Raw genomic sequence first — 18,940 nt, 5'->3', positions numbered from 1 at the left:
ATGGCATGGCGGACGTAAACAAGGTAGTTCTCGCGTATTCCGGTGGCCTGGATACTTCGGTAATCCTCAAGTGGCTGCAAGATACGTACAACTGCGAAGTGGTGACCTTTACCGCTGACCTGGGTCAGGGTGAAGAAGTCGAGCCGGCACGCGCCAAGGCTCAGGCCATGGGCGTGAAAGAAATCTACATCGATGACCTGCGCGAAGAGTTCGTGCGTGATTTCGTGTTCCCGATGTTCCGTGCCAACACCGTCTATGAAGGCGAGTACCTGCTGGGCACTTCCATCGCTCGCCCGCTGATCGCCAAGCGCCTGATCGAGATCGCCAACGAAACCGGCGCTGATGCCATTTCCCATGGTGCCACCGGTAAAGGCAACGATCAGGTGCGTTTCGAGCTGGGCGCCTATGCGCTCAAGCCAGGTGTCAAAGTGATTGCTCCGTGGCGTGAATGGGACCTGCTCTCTCGTGAAAAGCTGATGGACTACGCCGAGAAGCACAACATTCCGATCGAGCGCCACGGCAAGAAGAAATCCCCGTACTCGATGGATGCCAACCTGCTGCACATCTCCTATGAGGGCGGTGTGCTGGAAGACACCTGGACCGAGCACGAAGAAGACATGTGGCGCTGGACCAAGTCTCCTGAGGACGCGCCGAACGTTGCAACTTATCTGGAGCTGACCTACCGCAATGGCGACATCGTTGCGCTGGACGGCGTTGAGATGACGCCTGCCACTGTGTTGGCGACCCTGAACCGCATCGGTGGCGAAAACGGCATCGGACGTCTGGACATCGTTGAAAACCGTTACGTGGGCATGAAGTCCCGTGGCTGCTACGAGACGCCGGGCGGCACCATCATGCTGCGTGCTCACCGCGCCATCGAATCGATCACTCTGGACCGTGAAGTCGCCCACCTCAAGGACGAACTGATGGCCAAATACGCCAGCCTGATCTACACAGGTTACTGGTGGAGCCCGGAGCGTCTGATGCTGCAGCAGATGATCGACGCGTCTCAGGCCCATGTGAACGGTGTTGTACGTCTGAAGCTTTATAAAGGCAATGTGATTGTTACCGGTCGCAAGTCGGACGATTCGTTGTTCGATGCCAATATCGCTACCTTCGAAGATGACGCAGGTGCCTATGATCAGGCCGATGCGGCAGGCTTCATCAAGCTCAATGCCTTGCGTATGCGTATTGCTGCGAATAAAGGCCGTAAGCTGTTCTGATACTGCTGGTTGTTCGATGAGTGCAGCCCTTGCAGGGCTGCACTTTAAATCCAGGTTCCCCGTCACGCCTTTAAAGCGTCAACGTCTGTAGCCATTTCTCGAATTCAGGCTCTCTGACAAGTTGCTCATTGTTCATGAGTGTTTCTAGACCGTCCTGCCGGACGCTCAGTGTGTTTTCGGCGTCGCAGTACTCGTTTGATATTGACAGAGTATTTCCATCGGCAAGTCATGTAAGCAGCAGTTCGCCGGGTGCAGGCGATTATGTATCGCCGCGCATGTACTCATTAAATTCGTTCTTACCGTTCATGGCGAAAAGTGCAGGTCTGCTTTTGGTTTTTTCCTACAGTGGCTGTCGAAGTTAAAAGCAGGGTGCCTGGTGCTTTCTGCGTGGCAGTCGAAACTTGTGCACTCGATACCTGTTTTAGAGTCGGGCTTCAGGTCGTGTCGCTCTCGCGTTGCTGCTTGAACTCGAATCGATAGGCCTTGCCGATATTCCATACCTGGCGAAGGCTCAGGTCCAGTACCTGGGCAATCTCGGCTGCGGTATAGCCCAGCGCCGAGTAATGCATGGCGTGGCCGGCCACCACGTCGTCGATATCCGTAGCGTCATGACGGGCCTCCCTGCGGGTGGTGAGCATGGGCTGACTGACAGTGATCGTCACACCGTTTTCGGTAGCCAGTTGGCGAACGTCTTTTTTATTCATGCGTAATGAATATTGCAGCGCTGTAAAGCCTGCGCCCTTGGCGGCCAGGTATTTGAGTTGTTCCAGCTTGCCTGCGTGTTCAGGTCCGTCTGGCAGGGTTGGCGCTATATCGGTCGAGGACGGGTTTGATGCGCCTGCCATCTCTCCATCGGGTATGACTGCAATAATACCGCCTTTGGCAACAAAGTTTTCCACAGCGGTGATTAACTCGGAAGCGGTGGGTATTGATGAGCGCGTGCGCGCGTATCTAGTATTCATGGTGTATCCCTTTTTGAACATGGTTATACACAGGGCCCATTCAAAAGAGTTGCCAGGCACTCAGAGTTTGTCACGCGGCAGTGTCGCCTGATGAGCCGTGTACGCAACACCTGAATTCAGCCGGTTCGCGTGATACACCAAGTGCGTGTAAACGCGCCGCTCATGAACTGCAAACGTGTATGACCCAATGATAGTGTTTCATAGGGCTGCACATGGTTAATGGCAGTAAGTAATAAAGTCTCTGTTAAAAAAGTAACGACTGGTAATAAAATTTGCAAGTGAAAAATGGTGTGCCGCCAGAATTGATTTGTCGCTCTTTATAAAGTCTTACGTGCTGTAATGTTGCGTCCGTGAGTTTTGTAGTACGTTTCCTATTCGATTCCCTGTGTCTGGATTTGAAATAGAAAATGGTATTTGCTACTTGTCGAAAGAGCTGCTTATGGTCTTGAATGATGTAGGGTTATGCTATGGTGTGTGTAAGATCTTGCGACAATGCAAGGGGGATGGACTATCATTATTTGGCGTTTGTCGGCAATGGTTCAATTGGCACGCCGCGTTTACGTTGTGCGCTTCGGTTGTAGGAACTTTCCTTCATGCCTGTAAGGAGCGTCCTTAAATAAATATTTGTACGAAATTCCGGAATCGATGTGTAATTTTTAATCCCCGTTTGCGTATGTAATGCGTGGTGTGTATTCACTGATTTTCCATCATGGGGTTTCGGGTAGGGCATCCGGATGCAAGGCCTCTACAGTTTTCCGGCTGTTTTTGCTGGCGATAAGCCATGTGCCCGGCGTGTTCTGACGCTAACGCAAAAACAGTGTGGCGATACTTTTAACAGATGCAGCAAGGTCATTTTTGAACGTAAAAGTTTGGCTGGGTTTGCTGCATGCATTTACTTACTGGCGCTGTGATGCTTATGCCGTAGCCGCCAGCAATAAAAAATCACCAGATTCCGAAAAGGAAGGCTCTGTGAAAATTAATAAAAAATGTACGTTCCTGCCGAGTTTTGTAGGAAGTTTCTGCTGTAATTGTAGGAATGGTCTTTGGCTGTCAGTCCACAAGGGTGAGCGCCATGCAAAGCAGTAAACGACTAAGTTATTGTGCTGGCTCTGAAAATTCGAATAGCGAAAAATGGACTGCCCATGAATAAAGTGCTGATCGTGGATGATCATCCCGTCATTCGCCTTGCTGTACGCATGCTGATGGAGCGTCATGGCTATGAGGTCATTGCGGAGACTGACAACGGTGTGGATGCGCTGCAACTGGCTCGTGAGCACCTTCCTGATATCGTCATTCTTGATATTGGTATCCCCAAGCTCGACGGGCTGGAAGTTATTGCCCGCCTGTCAGCCATGACATTGCCGTTCAAGGTCCTGATTCTGACGTCTCAGGCACCCGGCCACTTTTCCATGCGCTGCATGCAGGCAGGGGCCGCCGGATATGTCTGCAAGCAACAGGACCTGACCGAGCTGCTCAGCGCTATCAAGGCGGTACTCTCGGGGTACAGCTACTTTCCCAATCAGGCGTTGCACACGGTTCGTTCCAGTATGGGCAACGCGAGCGAGTCGGACATGGTTGACCGACTTTCCGGCAGGGAGATGATGGTTCTGCAACAACTGGCCAGAGGCAAGACCAACAAGGAAATTGCAGACGGTATGTTTCTGAGCAACAAAACCGTCAGTACCTATAAAACGCGTTTGTTGCTCAAGCTCAACGCGCATTCACTGGTCGATCTGATCGAGCTCGCCCAGCGTAACGGGCTGGTCTGAATAACCGCGTGCCTGACGCCCACGTATGTGGAGCGGGTGAAGAGCAGCCACTCACGTATTGAAGCCTCTTCTGTGAGAGGCTTCAAATGCCTGAATGGAACGGTAGGTGGCAGGAAGCCGGTGCGAGGTTTTTTGCGCTTGTCTAGAAGTCGAAATCGTAGTCGGCCAGCTGTTTCTGCAAGCGCCGCTCTTCAAGCAGGTTGTCGATGGTGCGTCGTTTGCTCAGATTGGTCTTTGCCGGCTCAACAGTCGCTGTTTCGGTTTCATCCGTTTCGACGGAAACAAGGTCATCGTCCACGTCCAGTTGCTCGTTGTCAGTGCTCATGAAGTCGACTCCAGGGCTTGGGCTCTCTGGCGCCTCTTATATCGACAATCCACAAGCGGGTAAAAAAGATTTTTTCAATCGACAGGATAGCAACCAGCTGTCTGGCTCAATCGTCGGACGTTTTTTCCTTGTAATCGCACAGGTCTTCTATGCGGCAACTGCCGCATCGCGGCTTGCGTGCCTGACAAACGTAGCGTCCGTGCAGGATCAGCCAGTGGTGCGCATCGAGCAGATAGTTCTTTGGCACAAATTTCATCAATTGCTTCTCCACCTCCACCACATTTTTCCCTGGCGCGATGCCCGTACGGTTGCTGACGCGAAAGATGTGAGTGTCTACAGCCATCGCGACCTGACGGAAAGCGGTGTTGAGCACGACATTGGCAGTCTTGCGTCCTACGCCCGGTAATGCCTCGAGTGCTTCTCGGGTCTGCGGCACTTCGCTGTTATGCAACTCCACCAGCATCCGGCAGGTTTCAATTACGTTTTTGGCTTTGCTGTTGTAGAGGCCAATTGTCTTGATGTACTCGGACAGCCCCTCGACGCCCAGGTCATATATGGCTTGTGGCGTATTGGCAACCGGGTACAGCTTCGCCGTGGCCTTGTTGACGCTCACGTCAGTGGCCTGGGCAGAAAGGATGACGGCGATCAACAGCTCAAAAGGCGTGGTGTAGGCCAGTTCGGTTTTAGGGTCCGGATTGTCCTCATGCAGCCTGCGAAAGATTTCCTGGCGTTTTGCGGCATTCATGGACGGAGCTTTTCCTCGGAATTAGCCTGTGCGGGAGGCGGCAGAAGTGCTGCAAGTGTTTGCTCGGCGGCTTCGTATTCGCGCTGCAACTCCACGAGCCTGGCGGCCTGCTCGGCAATCGGTGGATGGCCGAAGGCCTTGAGCGACTTGTTGAGCTGCGCGCGGCTCATGGCCACGGCAATACGGGCTCTTTTCACCGCTTCATCCGGTCCGGCAGGTTTGTCGTTTCGGGCGAGTGCAACGGCGGAATGAGGCAGCACGTCACGAGCGGATTCAATGCGTTGCGACCGCGCAAGGCGCTCTGCCAGCCGTTTTTGCTGTTCACGGTGCAGGCGCGCATTTCGTGCTTCGAAACGCTTCCGGGCATGGCTACGCTTGCGCTGCCGCGCCTCCTGCAGCTCGGGTGTAGGGGCCAGACCACCCACGATGGGCGTGACCGTTGCCAGTGGCAGCGGATGCATTTCAATGCAGTCCACCGGGCATGGCGCAACGCACAGATCGCAGCCTGTGCATTCATCGATAATCACGGTGTGCATCAGCTTGGATGCGCCGAGAATGGCATCTACGGGGCAGGCCTGAATGCATTTGGTACAACCGATGCACTCTGCTTCGCGAATGAACGCAACCTGCGCAGGGGCTGCACCGCGTTCCATATCCAGCCGCAGAGCCGGAACACCCAACAGCTCTGCCAGTTGGGCTATTGTTTCGTCCCCGCCCGGCGGGCATTTGTTGATGGCTTCACCGCCAGCGATGCCTTCGGCGTAGGGCTTGCAGCCGGGATGGCCGCACTTGCCGCACTGAGTCTGCGGCAGAAGGGCGTCGATACTGCGGATGAGGTCCACGCCGGGAAGCAGGCGAATCAATTCAGTCATGATCTTGCCAGGTGACCAACAGGTGTTCTGTCTATCCAGGGTGCAGCATTATCGGACAGATCGGGAGGTTTGCGAATGCGCAAAGGCCCGGTATCCGCCTGATGGCTGGATACCGGGCCTTGTCTGGGTTTACTTGATGCGCTGGCCGGGTTTTGCACCACTGTCCGGGCTCAGCAGATAGATCTCCTCGCCGCCAGGGCCTGCCGCCATCACCATGCCTTCCGAAATGCCGAAACGCATTTTTCGTGGCTTGAGGTTGGCGATCATCATGGTCAGACGGCCTTCGAGTTCGGACGGGTTCGGATAGGCGCTTTTGATGCCGGAAAAGACATTACGTTGCTCATCGCCGATGTCCAGAGTCAGGCGCAGCAACTTGTCGGCACCCTCCACATGTTCGGCCTTGAGAATCAGGGCAACGCGCAGGTCTACAGCGGCAAAAGCATCAAAGTCGATTTCCGCCGACAGCGGGTCTTTGGCGAGTTCACCATTACCGGCAGGCGCACTGCTCGCGGTAGTGTCGGTAGCGGTCAGGTCTTCCTTGGAAGCAGCAGCCATGGCTTCTACCTTGAGTGGATCTATGCGGGTCATCAGGGCCGAGAACGGATTGAGCTGATGATTGCCCAGCAAGGTCTTGTGGTCTTCCCAGGTCAGCGGCTCGACGTTGAGAAATTTCTCTGCGTCGGCGGCCAGATTCGGCAATACCGGTTTGAGGAAAATGACCAGCTGGCGGAACAGGTTTATACCCAACGCACAGACCGCCTGGACCTCATCCTGTTTACCTTCCTGTTTGGCCAGCGCCCACGGCGCTTTTTCCGCGATATAGGCATTGGCACGATCCGCCAGAGCCATGGTTTCGCGCATGGCGCGTGCGAAGTCGCGGGCTTCGTAGGCGTCGGCAATGCTTGGGGCTGCCGCGAGGAACGCATCGGTCAATTCGGAAGCCGCATTGGCCTCGACCATTACACCGGCGTTGCCTTTGTGGATGAACCCGGCACAACGGCTGGCGATGTTCACGACCTTGCCGATCAGGTCAGAGTTGACCTTTTGCACGAAGTCTTCGAGGTTCAAATCCAGGTCGTCGACGCCACGACCCAGTTTCGACGCGTAGTAATAGCGCAGGTACTCGGGTGGCAGGTGGTCGAGGTAGGTGCGCGCCTTGATAAAGGTGCCGCGCGATTTCGACATCTTCTGACCATTGACGGTCAGGTAGCCGTGTACGTTGATGCCGGTCGGTGTGCGCAAGGCCGCACCTTCCAGCATGGCTGGCCAGAACAGTGCGTGGAAATTGACGATGTCCTTGCCGATGAAGTGATAGAGCTCGGTGGTCGCACCCTTGCCCCAGTACGCGTCGAAGTCCAGGTCCGGACGACGTGCACACAGGTTCTTGAAGCTGGCCATGTAGCCGATCGGTGCATCCAGCCATACGTAGAAGTATTTGCCCGGCTCGTCGGGAATTTCAAAGCCGAAATACGGCGCATCGCGGGAGATGTCCCACTGCTGCAGGCCGCTGTCCAGCCATTCGGCGATCTTGTTGGCGACGGCGTCCTGCAGGGTTCCGCTGCGCGTCCAGCTTTTGAGCATCGTGTCGAATGCAGGCAGGTCGAAGAAGAAGTGCTTCGAGTCCTTGAGTACCGGCGTGGCCCCGGAAATTGCCGACTTGGGGTTTTTCAGGTCGGTCGGGGCATAGGTTGCGCCGCACTTTTCACAGTTGTCGCCGTACTGATCTTCAGCCGCACATTTCGGGCAGGTGCCTTTGATGAAGCGGTCGGCCAGGAACATTTTCTTTTCCGGGTCGAAATACTGGGTCACCGAACGGGTTGCTATATGACCTGCGTCGCGCAGACGCGTGTAGATCATGCTCGACAGTTCGCGGTTTTCGTCCGAGTGCGTCGAGTGGAAATTATCGAAATCCACCAGGAAGTCGGCGAAGTCGGCGCTGTGTTCGGCTTTGACGTTGTCGATGAGCTGTTCTGGCGTAATGCCTTCTTTTTCAGCGCGCAGCATGATTGCCGAACCGTGAGCGTCGTCCGCGCAGACATAAATGCATTGGTTGCCGCGGTGCTTCTGAAAGCGCACCCACATGTCGGTCTGGATGTACTCGAGCATGTGGCCAAGGTGGATGGAGCCATTGGCATAGGGCAGGGCGCTGGTAACGAGAATCTTGCGTGGCTCGGACATGGGGCTCGGCTACTTGAAGTGAAACGGAGACCGGCCACTATAAAGGTCTGAGCGATTTTTTTCACCCCGCTCGGTTGCGCGAATGCTCCTGAACGGTTGGGCGGGGTTCAGTGAAATCATGTCGGCTACGGACAGAACAGGTACGATAGCCGGCTGTTTCACTCAGTCTTTTACGGAGTAAGCCCATGAGCGCAGTCAATCGCGCAGCGGTGGAGACGATTCTTCGCCAGTACACCGACCCTTATCTGAATCAGGACCCGGTCAGTGCCGGTTGCGTGCGGTCCATCGATATCCAGGGTGCACAGGTAAGCGTGCAACTCGAACTGGGCTATGCCGCCGACCTGTTCAGGAACGGCTGGGCGCAAGTGCTGAAAACCGCCATCGAGAACCTGGACGGCGTCAGCTCGGCCACGGTTGCCATTAAAAGCGTGATCAGCGCGCACAAGGCGCAGAGTCAGATCCCCGGTCTGGCCAATGTGAAAAACATCGTGGCTGTCGCGTCGGGCAAGGGCGGTGTCGGCAAGTCCACAACGGCGGCCAATCTGGCACTGGCACTGTCTCGCGAGGGCGCACGGGTCGGTATCCTCGATGCAGATATCTATGGGCCGAGTCAGGGTGTGATGTTCGGTATTGCCGAGGGCACGCGGCCGAAGATCAAGGACCAGAAGTGGTTCGTACCGGTCCAGGCTCATGGCATTGACGTGATGTCGATGGCGTTTCTGACCGATGACAACACGCCTATGGTCTGGCGCGGGCCAATGGTGTCAGGGGCGTTGCTGCAACTGGTCACCCAGACTGCCTGGAATGATCTGGACTATCTGGTTATCGACATGCCGCCCGGCACAGGCGATATCCAGTTGACGCTGGCGCAGAAGGTCCCGGTTGCCGGTGCCGTGATTGTCACTACGCCTCAGGATCTGGCCTTGCTGGATGCGAAGAAGGGTGTCGAGATGTTCCGTAAGGTCAACATCCCGGTGCTGGGTGTCGTGGAAAACATGGCGGTGCACATCTGCTCCAACTGCGGCCATGCCGAGCATCTGTTTGGTGAGGGCGGGGGCGAGAAGCTGGCGTCGCAGTACAATGTCGAGTTGCTGGCATCACTGCCGTTGTCGATGCTGATTCGCGAGCAGGCAGATGGCGGCAAGCCTACCGCTATTGCCGAGCCTGAAAGTCAGATTGCGATGGTGTATCAGGAGCTGGCACGTCACGTGGGCGCACGAATCGTCTTGCAGGAAGCTGCAAGCCCGGCGATGCCGACCATTTCTGTCAGCGACGATTGATTCTGTAGTGGTGCTCTGGCGGGGAGGCGCAGCCAATTGACGTCTCTCGGTCAGGCTTATGCGTGGCTTGATGGGTAAGCAAATGCTCAAACGACAGGCAATAAAAAACCCCGCTTTTAAGGGCGGGGTTTTTAAGCGAATCAGTACAAGTTAGATAACTTGAACTTCTTCAGCTTGCATGCCTTTCTGACCGCGGGTAGCGATGAAAGAAACCTGTTGGCCTTCTTTCAGGCTTTTGAAGCCGTCGGATTGGATAGCTTTGAAGTGCACGAACAGGTCGTCACCGGATTGTGGAGTGATGAAGCCGAAGCCTTTTTCATCGTTGAACCACTTAACGGTACCAGTTTGGCGATTGGACATAGTATATCTCCTTGGACAAAGTTAACTGCGGCGTAGGAAGAGCCCTGGCCGAGACTGAGTGCAAAGAGCTGGAAAATTCATGGAGATGGTTGGATCGAAATTCAACATCGTGTAGAGATTCTCAGTGACACAAGCAACACAGTGACGCCACCTTAACCCTTTTTTCCGAACGTGCCAATGGTCTGTTGATGATTATTTCCATTCGCAGTGAAAGAGCCCGGCCTGTCACGCAAACTCGCTACCGGTTGCCTTTGAACCGTCGGCCCCGGCCCGGTAAGATGCCGGATATCTTTTTTACCTCGCTATTCAGGACACCGCCATGAGCATCAAATCGGACAAGTGGATTCGCCGCATGGCGCAGGAACACGGGATGATCGAGCCCTTCGTCGAGCGCCAGGTACGTGGTGAAGGGGCTGACAGGGTGATCTCCTTCGGCGTGTCCAGCTACGGCTACGACGTGCGTTGCGCCGACGAATTCAAGGTGTTTACCAACATCAATTCGGCCACGGTCGATCCGAAAAACTTTGATGAAAAAAGCTTCGTCGATATCAAGAGCGACGTGTGCATCATTCCCCCCAACTCGTTCGCACTGGCACGCACCGTCGAATACTTCCGCATTCCGCGGAACGTTCTGACCATCTGCCTGGGCAAAAGCACCTACGCGCGCTGCGGCATTATCGTCAACGTCACGCCGCTTGAACCAGAGTGGGAAGGCCATGTGACGCTGGAGTTCTCCAACACCACGACATTGCCGGCCAAGATCTACGCCAATGAAGGCGTGGCGCAGATGCTGTTCCTTGAGTCCGATGAGGAATGTGAAGTGTCCTACAAGGATCGAGGCGGCAAATACCAGGGCCAGCGCGGCGTCACCCTGCCTCGCACCTGATTTGCCGGTCAGGTGATTAGTGGAATTGAATTAATACTCTATTTCGCACTCTATCTGCTCACATGCTTTCGCATAATCGATATGTGCGACGGCCTTTGATCTGGAGTGCCCTATGAAGACTACTTTCAAAATCTCTGAACAGGTTGAATCTCCGCTTAACGAGATCGGGCTGCTGGCCTGGTCATTGATGGCTCATTCAGACCTGCTTCCCGAGCTGAATGTGGTCGGTGGTGGCATTCCGGGTGATCCAGGGCCAGATACTCCTTTTCCGGAGCCCACTGAGCCAGGTGGACCTACCGTTCCTGACGAGCCGCCACCTGCTCCGGTTGCCTGATTACCGGTTCCCTGCTTCTCCTTGTGAGGGGCAGGGGACTCTTGTCTTATATGGCTGAGAGCGACGCTACACTACTCGCCATACCGCATCGCCGCCTGTCACATAGACTGAGCACTCCTGCGCCGGACGAATCTGAAACCCACCCGTAAACTCACCGAACGCTGGCAGCAGGCTGACGCGTTGGCCCAGGTAGAAGCACGCGAGTCGCAAGCTTTGCCTGCCACGCCCATGCAGCCGGTAAACCGGGTGAACATGCCCGGCCAGTACGTGCAATTGCGGGTGTGGGTCAGGCTCGTGTTGCAAGGCAAAGGGCCCCAGCGTCAGGGGTTCGGGAACTACATCTATGCCCAGATAGGCGGGCGGGTCGCCCGCCCGTTTGTCATGGTTACCGCGGATCAGGGTGATGCGCAACGCCGGGTGTTCGCCCCGCCATTGTTCCAGTGCCGCGAGCGTGCCCGCTGCGTGTGATTCCGGCGCGTGCAGAAAGTCGCCCAGAAAGATCAGATGATCGCAGGCATACGCATCGAGCAGGCTGTCCAGTCGTCGCAGATTGGCTTGAGTGGTGCCGTGTGGCACTGGTTGACCCAGCTTGCGGTAGGCCGCTGCCTTGCCAAAGTGCGCATCGGCAATCAGCAAGGATCGTTCTGCGGGGTAGTAGATGGCCTTGTCGGCCAGCAGCCACAGCTCTTCTCCCGCCAGTGTTATCGCGACGTACGGCTTCATTGCTCATGCTCCGGACCTGCGGCTTTCTCCAGGTCGCGGACCATGCGCGCAATGCGGTCAGCGAGTTTTTCCGAACTGAGACTTTCGCGGAAGCGCTCTACCAGTAGAGGAAAAGCCAACGGGGTCGCGCGCTTTATCGCATGCAGGTCCAGCCTGCGACTGTTGATCTGGCGCAATGTCAGCTCCAGACGCTGCAGATCCAGCTCCTGGCGTAGCACTTCCTGTTCGGCCTGGGTCAGCAGCATGTTGTCAGCGTCGTATTGCTTGAATACCTCAAAGAACAACCCGCTCGATGCCTGAAGTTGTCGATTGCTTTTCGCCGCACCCGGGTAGCCGGAAAACACCAGTCCCGAGATGCGGGCAATTTCGCGAAAGCGTCGCAGCGCCAGTTCGCCCGCATTCAGACTGGCAATAATGTCGGCCAAAAGATCGGTCTCGCTGAAAAGGTCAGCCTGCAATGCCTGGGCCCAGTCAATCTCGCTGGCGCTGAGCAGTTCCAGCCCGTAGTCGTTGACGGCGATGGAAAAGGTCAACGGTCGATGCTGGCTCAGACGCCAGGCCAGCAGACTACCCAGCCCCAAATGCACGTGCCGACCGGCGAACGGGTAGAGAAACAGGTGCCAGCCTTCACGGGATTTAAGGGTTTCAGCCAGCAGCGTGTGGCGTTGCGGTAGCCCGGACCATTGTTGCTGCACTTCCAGCAAGGGTTTGATGGCTTGCATTTCCGGGCTGGTGAATTCACCCCGTGCCGCCGCATCGAACTTCTCCACCACGGCGTCCGCCAGTTCGCTGGAAAGTGGCATTCGACCACCGTTCCAGCGTGGCACGGCGGCTTTCTTGCCCGTAGCCCGCTTGACGTAGGCGGTCATGTTTTCCACCCGGACCAGCTCCAGCAGGCGCCCACCGAACAGAAAGCCGTCACCAGGTTTGAGCCGGGCGATGAAACCTTCTTCAACGCTGCCCAGCGAGCCGCCACCGCCGCCTTTTTTCCAGTACTTCAGGTTAACGGTGGCTTCGCTGACGATGGTGCCGACGCTCATGCGGTGGCGCCTGGCGAGACGCGCATCGGGAACACGCCAGACACCCTGTTCATCCGGTTCGGCGCGGCGGTAATCGGGGTAGGCGGTCAGTGAGTGGCCGCCGTTGCGCACAAAGGCCAGCGCCCATTGCCATTTCTCGTCGCTGAGGTCGCGGTAGGCCCAGGCGCTGCGCACTTCGGTCAACAGCTCATCGGGCATGAAGCCACCGCCCAGCGCGATGCTGACCAGATGCTGGACCAGAACGTCCAGCGGCTGCTGTGGTGATTCGCGCGGCTCGATCATCCGCGCGGCGACGGCGTCATGAGCGGCAGCAGCTTCGACCAGTTCCAGGCTGTGGGTCGGCACCAGCGTGACACGCGAAGGGCGACCCGGCGCGTGGCCTGAGCGTCCGGCACGCTGCATCAGCCGTGCGACACCTTTAGGCGAGCCGATTTGCAACACGCGCTCGACCGGCAGAAAGTCCACGCCCAGATCCAGGCTCGATGTACACACCACGGCCTTGAGCGCGCCTTCTTTCAGCGCGCGTTCGACCCAGTCACGGACTTCGCGGGCCAGCGATCCGTGGTGCAGGGCAATCAATCCGGCCCAGTCCGGGCGCGCTTCGAGTAGCGCCTGATACCAGATTTCCGATTGCGCCCTTGTATTGGTGAACACCAGGCAACTGGCGCTGCTGTCCACCTCGGCGACCACTTGCGGCAGCATGCGCAGGCCCATATGTCCGGCCCACGGGAAGCGTTCGATGGAGGACGGCAACAGCGTATCGACCTGTAAATCCTTGACGATCTTGCCTTGCACGGTCACGCCGCCGTCGCCGATCAGTACGTGCTGCGCATGCTCCTGATTGCCCAGCGTTGCCGAAATGCCCCACACGATCAGTTGCGGATTCCATCGCCGCAGGCGCGCCAGTGCCAATTGCAGCTGCACGCCGCGCTTGTTGCCGATCAGTTCGTGCCATTCATCCACCACCACCATTTTCAGCGTCGACAAGGCGACCTGGGCATCGGCACGAGTCAGCAGCAGCGTCAGGCTTTCAGGGGTGGTGATCAGGGCAGAGGGCAGCCGCCGGCTCTGCCGGGCGCGTTCGCTGCCGCTGGTATCGCCGGTGCGCAAGCCCACCGACCACGGAATATCCAGCTCGGCCAATGGTGCTTCAAGGGCTCTGGCGGTATCGGCGGCCAAGGCGCGCATGGGCGTGATCCACAGCACACTCAGCGGTTCAGCGGGCGGTTTGCGTTTACGAGGTTTGTTGTCAGCGGTAAGCGTATTGGCTTTGGCAAAGCGGTTGAGCGCGGCAAACCAGACTGCATAAGTCTTGCCTGAGCCGGTACTGGCATGCAGCAGGCCGGACTCACCCATCTTCACCGCCGCCCAGACCTCCTTTTGAAAAGCGAACGGCTTCCAGCCTCGGGCGAGAAACCATCGTCGAGCGAAATCGGTGGGTCTGCTCATCCGTTTGCGTGTGCTCTGAGTGGTGTTAAGTCAGAGACAGCGAAGAAAGGGTAATAGTTTTAAATGGTTATATGGCTGGAGCATGCGGAATCTCAACGATCGTGCGGCGCTGCGCCTCGCATGCGTTTCCGGACGCTCTGCGTCCTCATGGCGACGCAGAGCGTCGAGACCTGCATTCCCACGCTGGAGCGTGCGGAACGATGATCTCAATATCGTGCGCCGCTCCGCGTCGCATGCCTTTCCGGACGCTCCGCGTCCTCCTGGCGACGCAGAGCGTCGAGACCTGCATTCCCACGCTGGAGCGTGCGGAACGATGATCTCAATATCGTGCGTCGCTCCGCGTCGCATGCCTTTCCGGACGCTCCGCGTCCTCCTTGCGACGCAGAGCGTCGAGACCTGCATTCCCACGCTGGAGCGTGCGGAACGATAATCTCAACTATCGTGCGACGCAGAGCGTCGAGCACTGCATCCCCACGCTGGAGTGGGGGCGATAGTCGTGGATATTTCAGTTCCGGTTACCACGCGTTTCCGGCTTCATACACAAAAAGCGCTACTTCAGATTGCCACTCAAAAACTGCTGTAAGCGCTCGCTTTTCGGATTGTTGAGCACCTCGTCCGGGTGGCCGGATTCTTCGATCTGGCCTTGGTGCAGGAACACCACCTGGCTCGCAACCTTGCGCGCAAAGCCCATCTCGTGTGTCACCAGAATCATGGTCCGGCCTTCCTCGGCCAAGCCCTGAATGACCTTCAGCACTTCACCGACCAGTTCCGGGTCCAGTGCCGAGGTAGGTTCGTCGAACAGCATGATTTCCGGCTCCATTGCCAGCGCACGGGCAATGGCCACGCGCTGTTGCTGGCCGCCCGACAGGAACGCCGGGTACTGATCGGCGACGCGCTCCGGCAGCCCGACCTTCTCCAGGTACTTACGCGCGCGGGCCTCGGCTTCGGCCTTGGGCACGCCCAGTACGCGGCGTGGAGCCATGGTGATGTTTTCCAGCACGGTCATGTGCGCCCACAGGTTGAAGTGCTGAAACACCATCGCCAGCCGCGTGCGGATGCGCTGCAGTTCATCCGCGTCGGCAACGCGCATGCCGTCCTTGTCGCTGACCATGCGTACTTGCTTGCCGTCCAGGCTCATTGCCCCGTCATTGGGCTGTTCGAGAAAGTTGATGCAGCGCAGAAAGGTGCTCTTGCCGGAGCCACTGGCGCCGATCAGGCAGATCACGTCACCGCTGCTGGCCTTGAGCGATACGCCTTTGAGCACTTTGTTGTCGCCATAGCTTTTGTGCAGGCCATCGATGGTCAGTTTGTACATGACAGGTCCTCAAGGAGAAAGTAGATAGCCGCTGCGATAGGCCTGGGTGCCGGCGATGTGCGCAATGACCATGCCGGCAGTCGCCATGCGGCGCAGCGAGCGCGCATACAGCAGGCCCGCGTTCATGGCATGGATGCAGGCCACGGTATCGCTGATCGGGTCGATGACCTCGGCAATCAGTTGGCCAGCCTCGACGTGTTCGCCGGGCATCGCGCAGAACACCAGCAGGCCGCCGACCGGCGTGGTCACCGGTTCGACCGCTGCCAATGGCGTCGCGGGGTAGAGCAGTTCGGGCAGAGGCTGGAGTTCGCCGTCGATGATGCCCGCGTCGATCAGGTAATGAATGATGGCCTGACAGTCACGGCTGGCGAGGGCATGGTTTACATCGCCTTGCCCGCGCAGCTCCAGCGTCACCGAGAAGCTGCCCATGGGAATTGGAAAGCGCTCACCGAAGCGTTGCTGCAATTGCCACCAGACCAGCGTGAAGCATTCGTCGAACGACTGACCACCCGAGTCGGTCGCCAGCAGGCTGGCTTGTGCACCCAGGTAGCGCGACAGCGGCTCGACTTTCGGCCAGGCTTCGGGCGTGGTGTACAGGTGCTCGACCGATTCGAAATCACAGTGCAGGTCCAGCACCATGCTGGCATCGCAAGCCAGGCGCTGCAGGGTCAGGCGCAGCGATTGCAATTGGGTGGTTGCGGGTACGGCATCCAGCGCCGCTCTCAGGCTGTCCCGCACCAGTGCGACGTTGTGCTCTGCATCGGCAGTCAGCCGGGCTTCGATATCATCGCCGACCTGCGCGCCAAGGTCGCTGAACCAGCGATTGAAATTCTGGCCGCTTTCCAGCTCGTAGCGGCCCAAAGGTGTGTCCATCAGGACCTGTTCCAGACCAATCGGGTTGGCGACCGGCACTACGACGACTTCACCCAGCAGGCGACCAGCACTTTCCAGTTCGGCCAGACGCTGCTTCAGATACCAGGCAACCAGCATGCCCGGCAGTTCGTCCGCATGCAGTGAAGCCTGGATATAAACCTTGCCGGACCCGTTTTGCGGACCGTAGTGAAAGCTGTGGACCTGCCGGGCAGTGCCTGGCACTGGCGACAGCAAGTCATGGGTGTGATGGCGCATGTTCAGTCCTGATTAGTGGGCCGGGCCGAGAAAGGCCAGCCAGCGGCGTTCGGCAAGGCGGAACAGCCCGACCAGAATGAACGTCACGGTCAGGTACATGACGGCGGCGATACCGAAGGACTGGAAGGTCATGAAGGTCGCAGAATTGGCATCCCGCGCCACTTTCAAGATGTCTGGCACCGTGGCGGTAAAGGCCACCGTGGTCGAGTGCAGCATCAGGATCACTTCATTGCTGTAGTACGGCAGCGAACGGCGCAGCACCGATGGCATGATCACGTAGGCATAAAGCTTCCAGCCGGTCAGGCCATAGGCTTTGGCCGCTTCGACTTCACCGTGGGCCATGCTGCGGATCGCACCGGCAAAGATCTCTGTGGTGTAGGCACAGGTGTTCAGGGTGAATGCCAGGATCGTGCAGTTCATCGCATCGCGAAAAAACGCATCCAGCATCGGCTGTTCACGCACCGCGGCAATGCTGTAAATGCCGGTGTAGCAGATCAGCAACTGTATATAGAGGGGCGTGCCGCGAAACAGGTAGGTGTAGAACTGCACCGGCCAGCGTACCCAGCGGTTTTTCGACACCCGTGCAATCGACAGCGGGATCGACACGCAAAAGCCGATGGCGATAGAGGCGCTGAGCAGCCACATGGTCATGGCCAGCCCGGTGATGTTTACGCCGTCTGTATAAAGGAAGGGTTTCCAGTATTCCTGTAACAACTCGATCATCGCTGTGCCTCCCGGCTGCCTGCGGCATAGTGCCGTTCAGCCCAACGCAGGGCGAAGTTCGAGGCGCTGGTGATCAGCAGGTAGATCAATGCCGCCAACACCAGAAAGTAGAACAACTGATAGGTACTTTTGCCGGCGTCCTGCGAGGCCTTGACCAGATCAGCCAGGCCGATGATCGATACCAGCGCGGTGGCCTTGAGCAGCACCTGCCAGTTATTGCCGATCCCCGGCAGTGCGTAACGCATCATTTGCGGGAACACAACGTAGCGAAATCGCTGGCCGCGCTTCAAGCCGTAGGCGGTTGCCGCTTCTACCTGACCGCGAGGCACGGACAGAATCGCACCGCGAAACGTCTCGGTGAAATATGCCCCATAAATGAAGCCCAGAGTGATGACACCCGCGCCGAACGGGTTGATCTCGATGTATTCCCATTCCATCGCGTCGGTGAGCATGGTCAGCCAGGTTTGCAGGCTGTAGAAAATCAACAGCATCAACACCAGATCCGGGATACCGCGAATCAGTGTTGTATAAATTTGTGCCGGCACGCGCAGCAGCGCCGAGCTCGACAGTTTGGCGCTTGCCCCGATCAGCCCGAGCAGAATGCTCAGCGCGAGGGACAGCACAGCCAGTTTGATGGTCATCCAGGTGCCTTCCAGCAACAGCGGGCCAAAGCCCTTCAGGCTGAACGCCGAGAGTCCCAGGTTTTGCATGAGTGCATCGAGCATGGGTAGGCCTTGCTTTCAAAAACAGAGACGCCCATCGATTGAGCGGCGAATCATCGCCGAAATCGATGGGCGTCGGGGTGTTATTTGCCGCTGTACAGGTTCAGGTCGCCAAAATGCTTTTTCTGGATTTCGGCGTAGGTGCCGTCGTCGTGCATCGCTTTGATGCCTTTATCCAGCAGCGCTTTCAGCTCTTTGTTGCCCTTGGCGATGCCGATGGCGGTTTTGGCTGGCAGCAATTTGTCGTCGATAGGCTTGCTGACTTCATAGTCGGCACCGGCTGGCGACTTCAGGAAACCCAGTTCGGCTTGCAGCATGTCCTGGATCGAGGCGTCCAGACGGCCCGAAGTCAGGTCAGCGTAAACCTGGTCCTGGTTGGCGTAGGCCTTGGTGGATACACCGGCCTTGTCCAGTACGGCCTTGGCGTAGGCTTCCTGGATAGTGCCTTGCTCATAGCCCACAGTCTTGCCTTTCAGGCTGGCCGGGTCGGCGGTAAAGCCTGCACCTTTCTTGAACACCAGCGAGGTCGGGCCGGAAAACAATTCGTTGGAGAAGTCGATGACTTTTTCGCGAGCAGGGGTCACGGTCATCGAGGAAATCACGCCGTCGAACTTGCGTGCCTTGAGGCCGGGGATCATGCCGTCGAAATCGCTTTCAACCCATTTGCAGGTGACTTTCAGCTCTTTGCAGATCGCGTTGCCCAGGTCGATATCGAAGCCGACCAGGCTGCCGTCGGCGGCTTTGGATTCAAACGGTGCGTAAGATGGATCGACGCCGAAGCGCAGTTCCTTGTATTCCTTGGCCATGGTGTTACCGGCGGAGATGCACAGAGCCAGTGCAGAAAGAGTCAGCCATGCTTTTTTCATTGTTCAGTCCTTAAAACCTTAAATGGGGCGTTGGGAATAC

General features: G+C 57.3%; 18 protein-coding genes. 5 read left to right on the top strand and 13 right to left on the bottom strand.

All coding sequences use genetic code 11. The annotated features are described in order from the left end of the window. Window positions 1–5 precede the first annotated feature (5 nt). The gene (locus tag KP808_RS19395; protein ID WP_003412906.1) at window positions 6–1,223 is read left to right on the top strand and encodes an argininosuccinate synthase; all 1,218 of its coding nucleotides are present in this window, start codon (window positions 6–8) and stop codon (window positions 1,221–1,223) included. Between the two features lie 434 nt (window positions 1,224–1,657). Here the strand turns inward: KP808_RS19395 and KP808_RS19390 are convergent, their stop codons facing one another. After that, window positions 1,658–2,185: a hypothetical protein gene (locus tag KP808_RS19390; RefSeq protein ID WP_063611886.1), complete on the bottom strand. Its 528-nt coding sequence runs from the start codon at window positions 2,183–2,185 to the stop codon at window positions 1,658–1,660. A 1,142-nt stretch (window positions 2,186–3,327) separates the two neighbouring features. Here KP808_RS19390 and KP808_RS19385 point away from each other — a divergent pair. Next, window positions 3,328–3,954 (top strand): response regulator transcription factor, encoded by a 627-nt coding sequence (locus KP808_RS19385; protein ID WP_002554843.1) that lies wholly within the window; start codon window positions 3,328–3,330, stop codon window positions 3,952–3,954. Window positions 3,955–4,096: 142 nt separating this feature from the next. On the opposite strand, the gene KP808_RS19380 is transcribed toward KP808_RS19385, so the two are convergent. The 4 genes from KP808_RS19380 to metG form a co-directional block, all read right to left on the bottom strand. Next, window positions 4,097–4,279 carry a PA3496 family putative envelope integrity protein gene (locus KP808_RS19380; RefSeq protein WP_058401641.1) on the bottom strand — a complete coding sequence of 61 codons (183 nt, stop codon included), beginning with the start codon at window positions 4,277–4,279 and terminating at the stop codon, window positions 4,097–4,099. A 106-nt stretch (window positions 4,280–4,385) separates the two neighbouring features. Next, window positions 4,386–5,024 (bottom strand): endonuclease III, encoded by a 639-nt coding sequence (gene nth, locus KP808_RS19375; protein WP_002554841.1) that lies wholly within the window; start codon window positions 5,022–5,024, stop codon window positions 4,386–4,388. After that, a complete protein-coding gene (gene rsxB, locus KP808_RS19370) occupies window positions 5,021–5,896 on the bottom strand; it encodes an electron transport complex subunit RsxB (RefSeq protein WP_058408364.1) in 876 nt (291 codons plus the stop codon). The genes nth and rsxB overlap by 4 nt, the downstream gene beginning before the upstream one ends. Before the next feature lie 129 nt (window positions 5,897–6,025). Next, window positions 6,026–8,074 (bottom strand): methionine--tRNA ligase, encoded by a 2,049-nt coding sequence (metG, locus tag KP808_RS19365; RefSeq protein WP_058408363.1) that lies wholly within the window; start codon window positions 8,072–8,074, stop codon window positions 6,026–6,028. Window positions 8,075–8,259: 185 nt separating this feature from the next. On the opposite strand from metG, the gene apbC reads away from it, so the two are divergent. Beyond that, on the top strand, window positions 8,260–9,354 hold the full coding sequence (apbC, locus tag KP808_RS19360; RefSeq protein ID WP_004657466.1) for an iron-sulfur cluster carrier protein ApbC: 1,095 nt from the start codon (window positions 8,260–8,262) through the stop codon (window positions 9,352–9,354). Window positions 9,355–9,504: 150 nt separating this feature from the next. Here the strand turns inward: apbC and KP808_RS19355 are convergent, their stop codons facing one another. Next, on the bottom strand, window positions 9,505–9,714 hold the full coding sequence (locus KP808_RS19355; protein WP_002554837.1) for a cold-shock protein: 210 nt from the start codon (window positions 9,712–9,714) through the stop codon (window positions 9,505–9,507). A gap of 319 nt (window positions 9,715–10,033) precedes the next feature. Here KP808_RS19355 and dcd point away from each other — a divergent pair, with 319 nt between their 5' ends. After that, window positions 10,034–10,600, top strand: coding sequence for a dCTP deaminase (gene dcd / locus KP808_RS19350; RefSeq protein WP_002554836.1), 567 nt, complete (start codon window positions 10,034–10,036; stop codon window positions 10,598–10,600). A 112-nt stretch (window positions 10,601–10,712) separates the two neighbouring features. Then, complete coding sequence (locus KP808_RS19345) at window positions 10,713–10,934, top strand: hypothetical protein (protein ID WP_058401645.1); 222 nt, start codon at window positions 10,713–10,715, stop codon at window positions 10,932–10,934. A gap of 66 nt (window positions 10,935–11,000) precedes the next feature. On the opposite strand, the gene pdeM is transcribed toward KP808_RS19345, so the two are convergent. The 7 genes from pdeM to KP808_RS19310 all read right to left on the bottom strand — a co-directional run bounded on the left by pdeM (window position 11,001) and on the right by KP808_RS19310 (window position 18,900). Further along, complete coding sequence (gene pdeM, locus KP808_RS19340) at window positions 11,001–11,657, bottom strand: ligase-associated DNA damage response endonuclease PdeM (RefSeq protein WP_230016701.1); 657 nt, start codon at window positions 11,655–11,657, stop codon at window positions 11,001–11,003. Further along, on the bottom strand, window positions 11,654–14,146 hold the full coding sequence (locus tag KP808_RS19335) for a ligase-associated DNA damage response DEXH box helicase (RefSeq protein ID WP_230016700.1): 2,493 nt from the start codon (window positions 14,144–14,146) through the stop codon (window positions 11,654–11,656). Before KP808_RS19335 ends, pdeM begins: the two co-directional genes overlap by 4 nt. 550 nt (window positions 14,147–14,696) lie before the next feature. Then, window positions 14,697–15,461: an ABC transporter ATP-binding protein gene (locus KP808_RS19330; protein WP_002554833.1), complete on the bottom strand. Its 765-nt coding sequence runs from the start codon at window positions 15,459–15,461 to the stop codon at window positions 14,697–14,699. Between the two features lie 9 nt (window positions 15,462–15,470). Further along, a complete protein-coding gene (locus KP808_RS19325; protein ID WP_122258358.1) occupies window positions 15,471–16,589 on the bottom strand; it encodes a succinylglutamate desuccinylase/aspartoacylase family protein in 1,119 nt (372 codons plus the stop codon). 12 nt (window positions 16,590–16,601) lie between these two features. After that, on the bottom strand, window positions 16,602–17,312 hold the full coding sequence (locus KP808_RS19320; protein WP_002554831.1) for an ABC transporter permease: 711 nt from the start codon (window positions 17,310–17,312) through the stop codon (window positions 16,602–16,604). Beyond that, window positions 17,309–18,037, bottom strand: a complete 729-nt coding sequence (locus KP808_RS19315) for an ABC transporter permease (protein WP_002554830.1) — start codon at window positions 18,035–18,037, stop codon at window positions 17,309–17,311. The genes KP808_RS19320 and KP808_RS19315 overlap by 4 nt, the downstream gene beginning before the upstream one ends. 80 nt (window positions 18,038–18,117) lie before the next feature. Next, entirely contained in the window at window positions 18,118–18,900 is a 783-nt protein-coding gene (locus KP808_RS19310; protein WP_122258357.1) for a transporter substrate-binding domain-containing protein, read from the bottom strand. Between the last annotated feature and the right edge of the window lie 40 nt (window positions 18,901–18,940).

The organism is Pseudomonas savastanoi (assembly GCF_020917325.1).
Taxonomy (GTDB): Bacteria; Pseudomonadota; Gammaproteobacteria; order Pseudomonadales; family Pseudomonadaceae; genus Aquipseudomonas; species Aquipseudomonas amygdali.
This window is presented reverse-complemented; position numbering and strand designations above follow the sequence as displayed.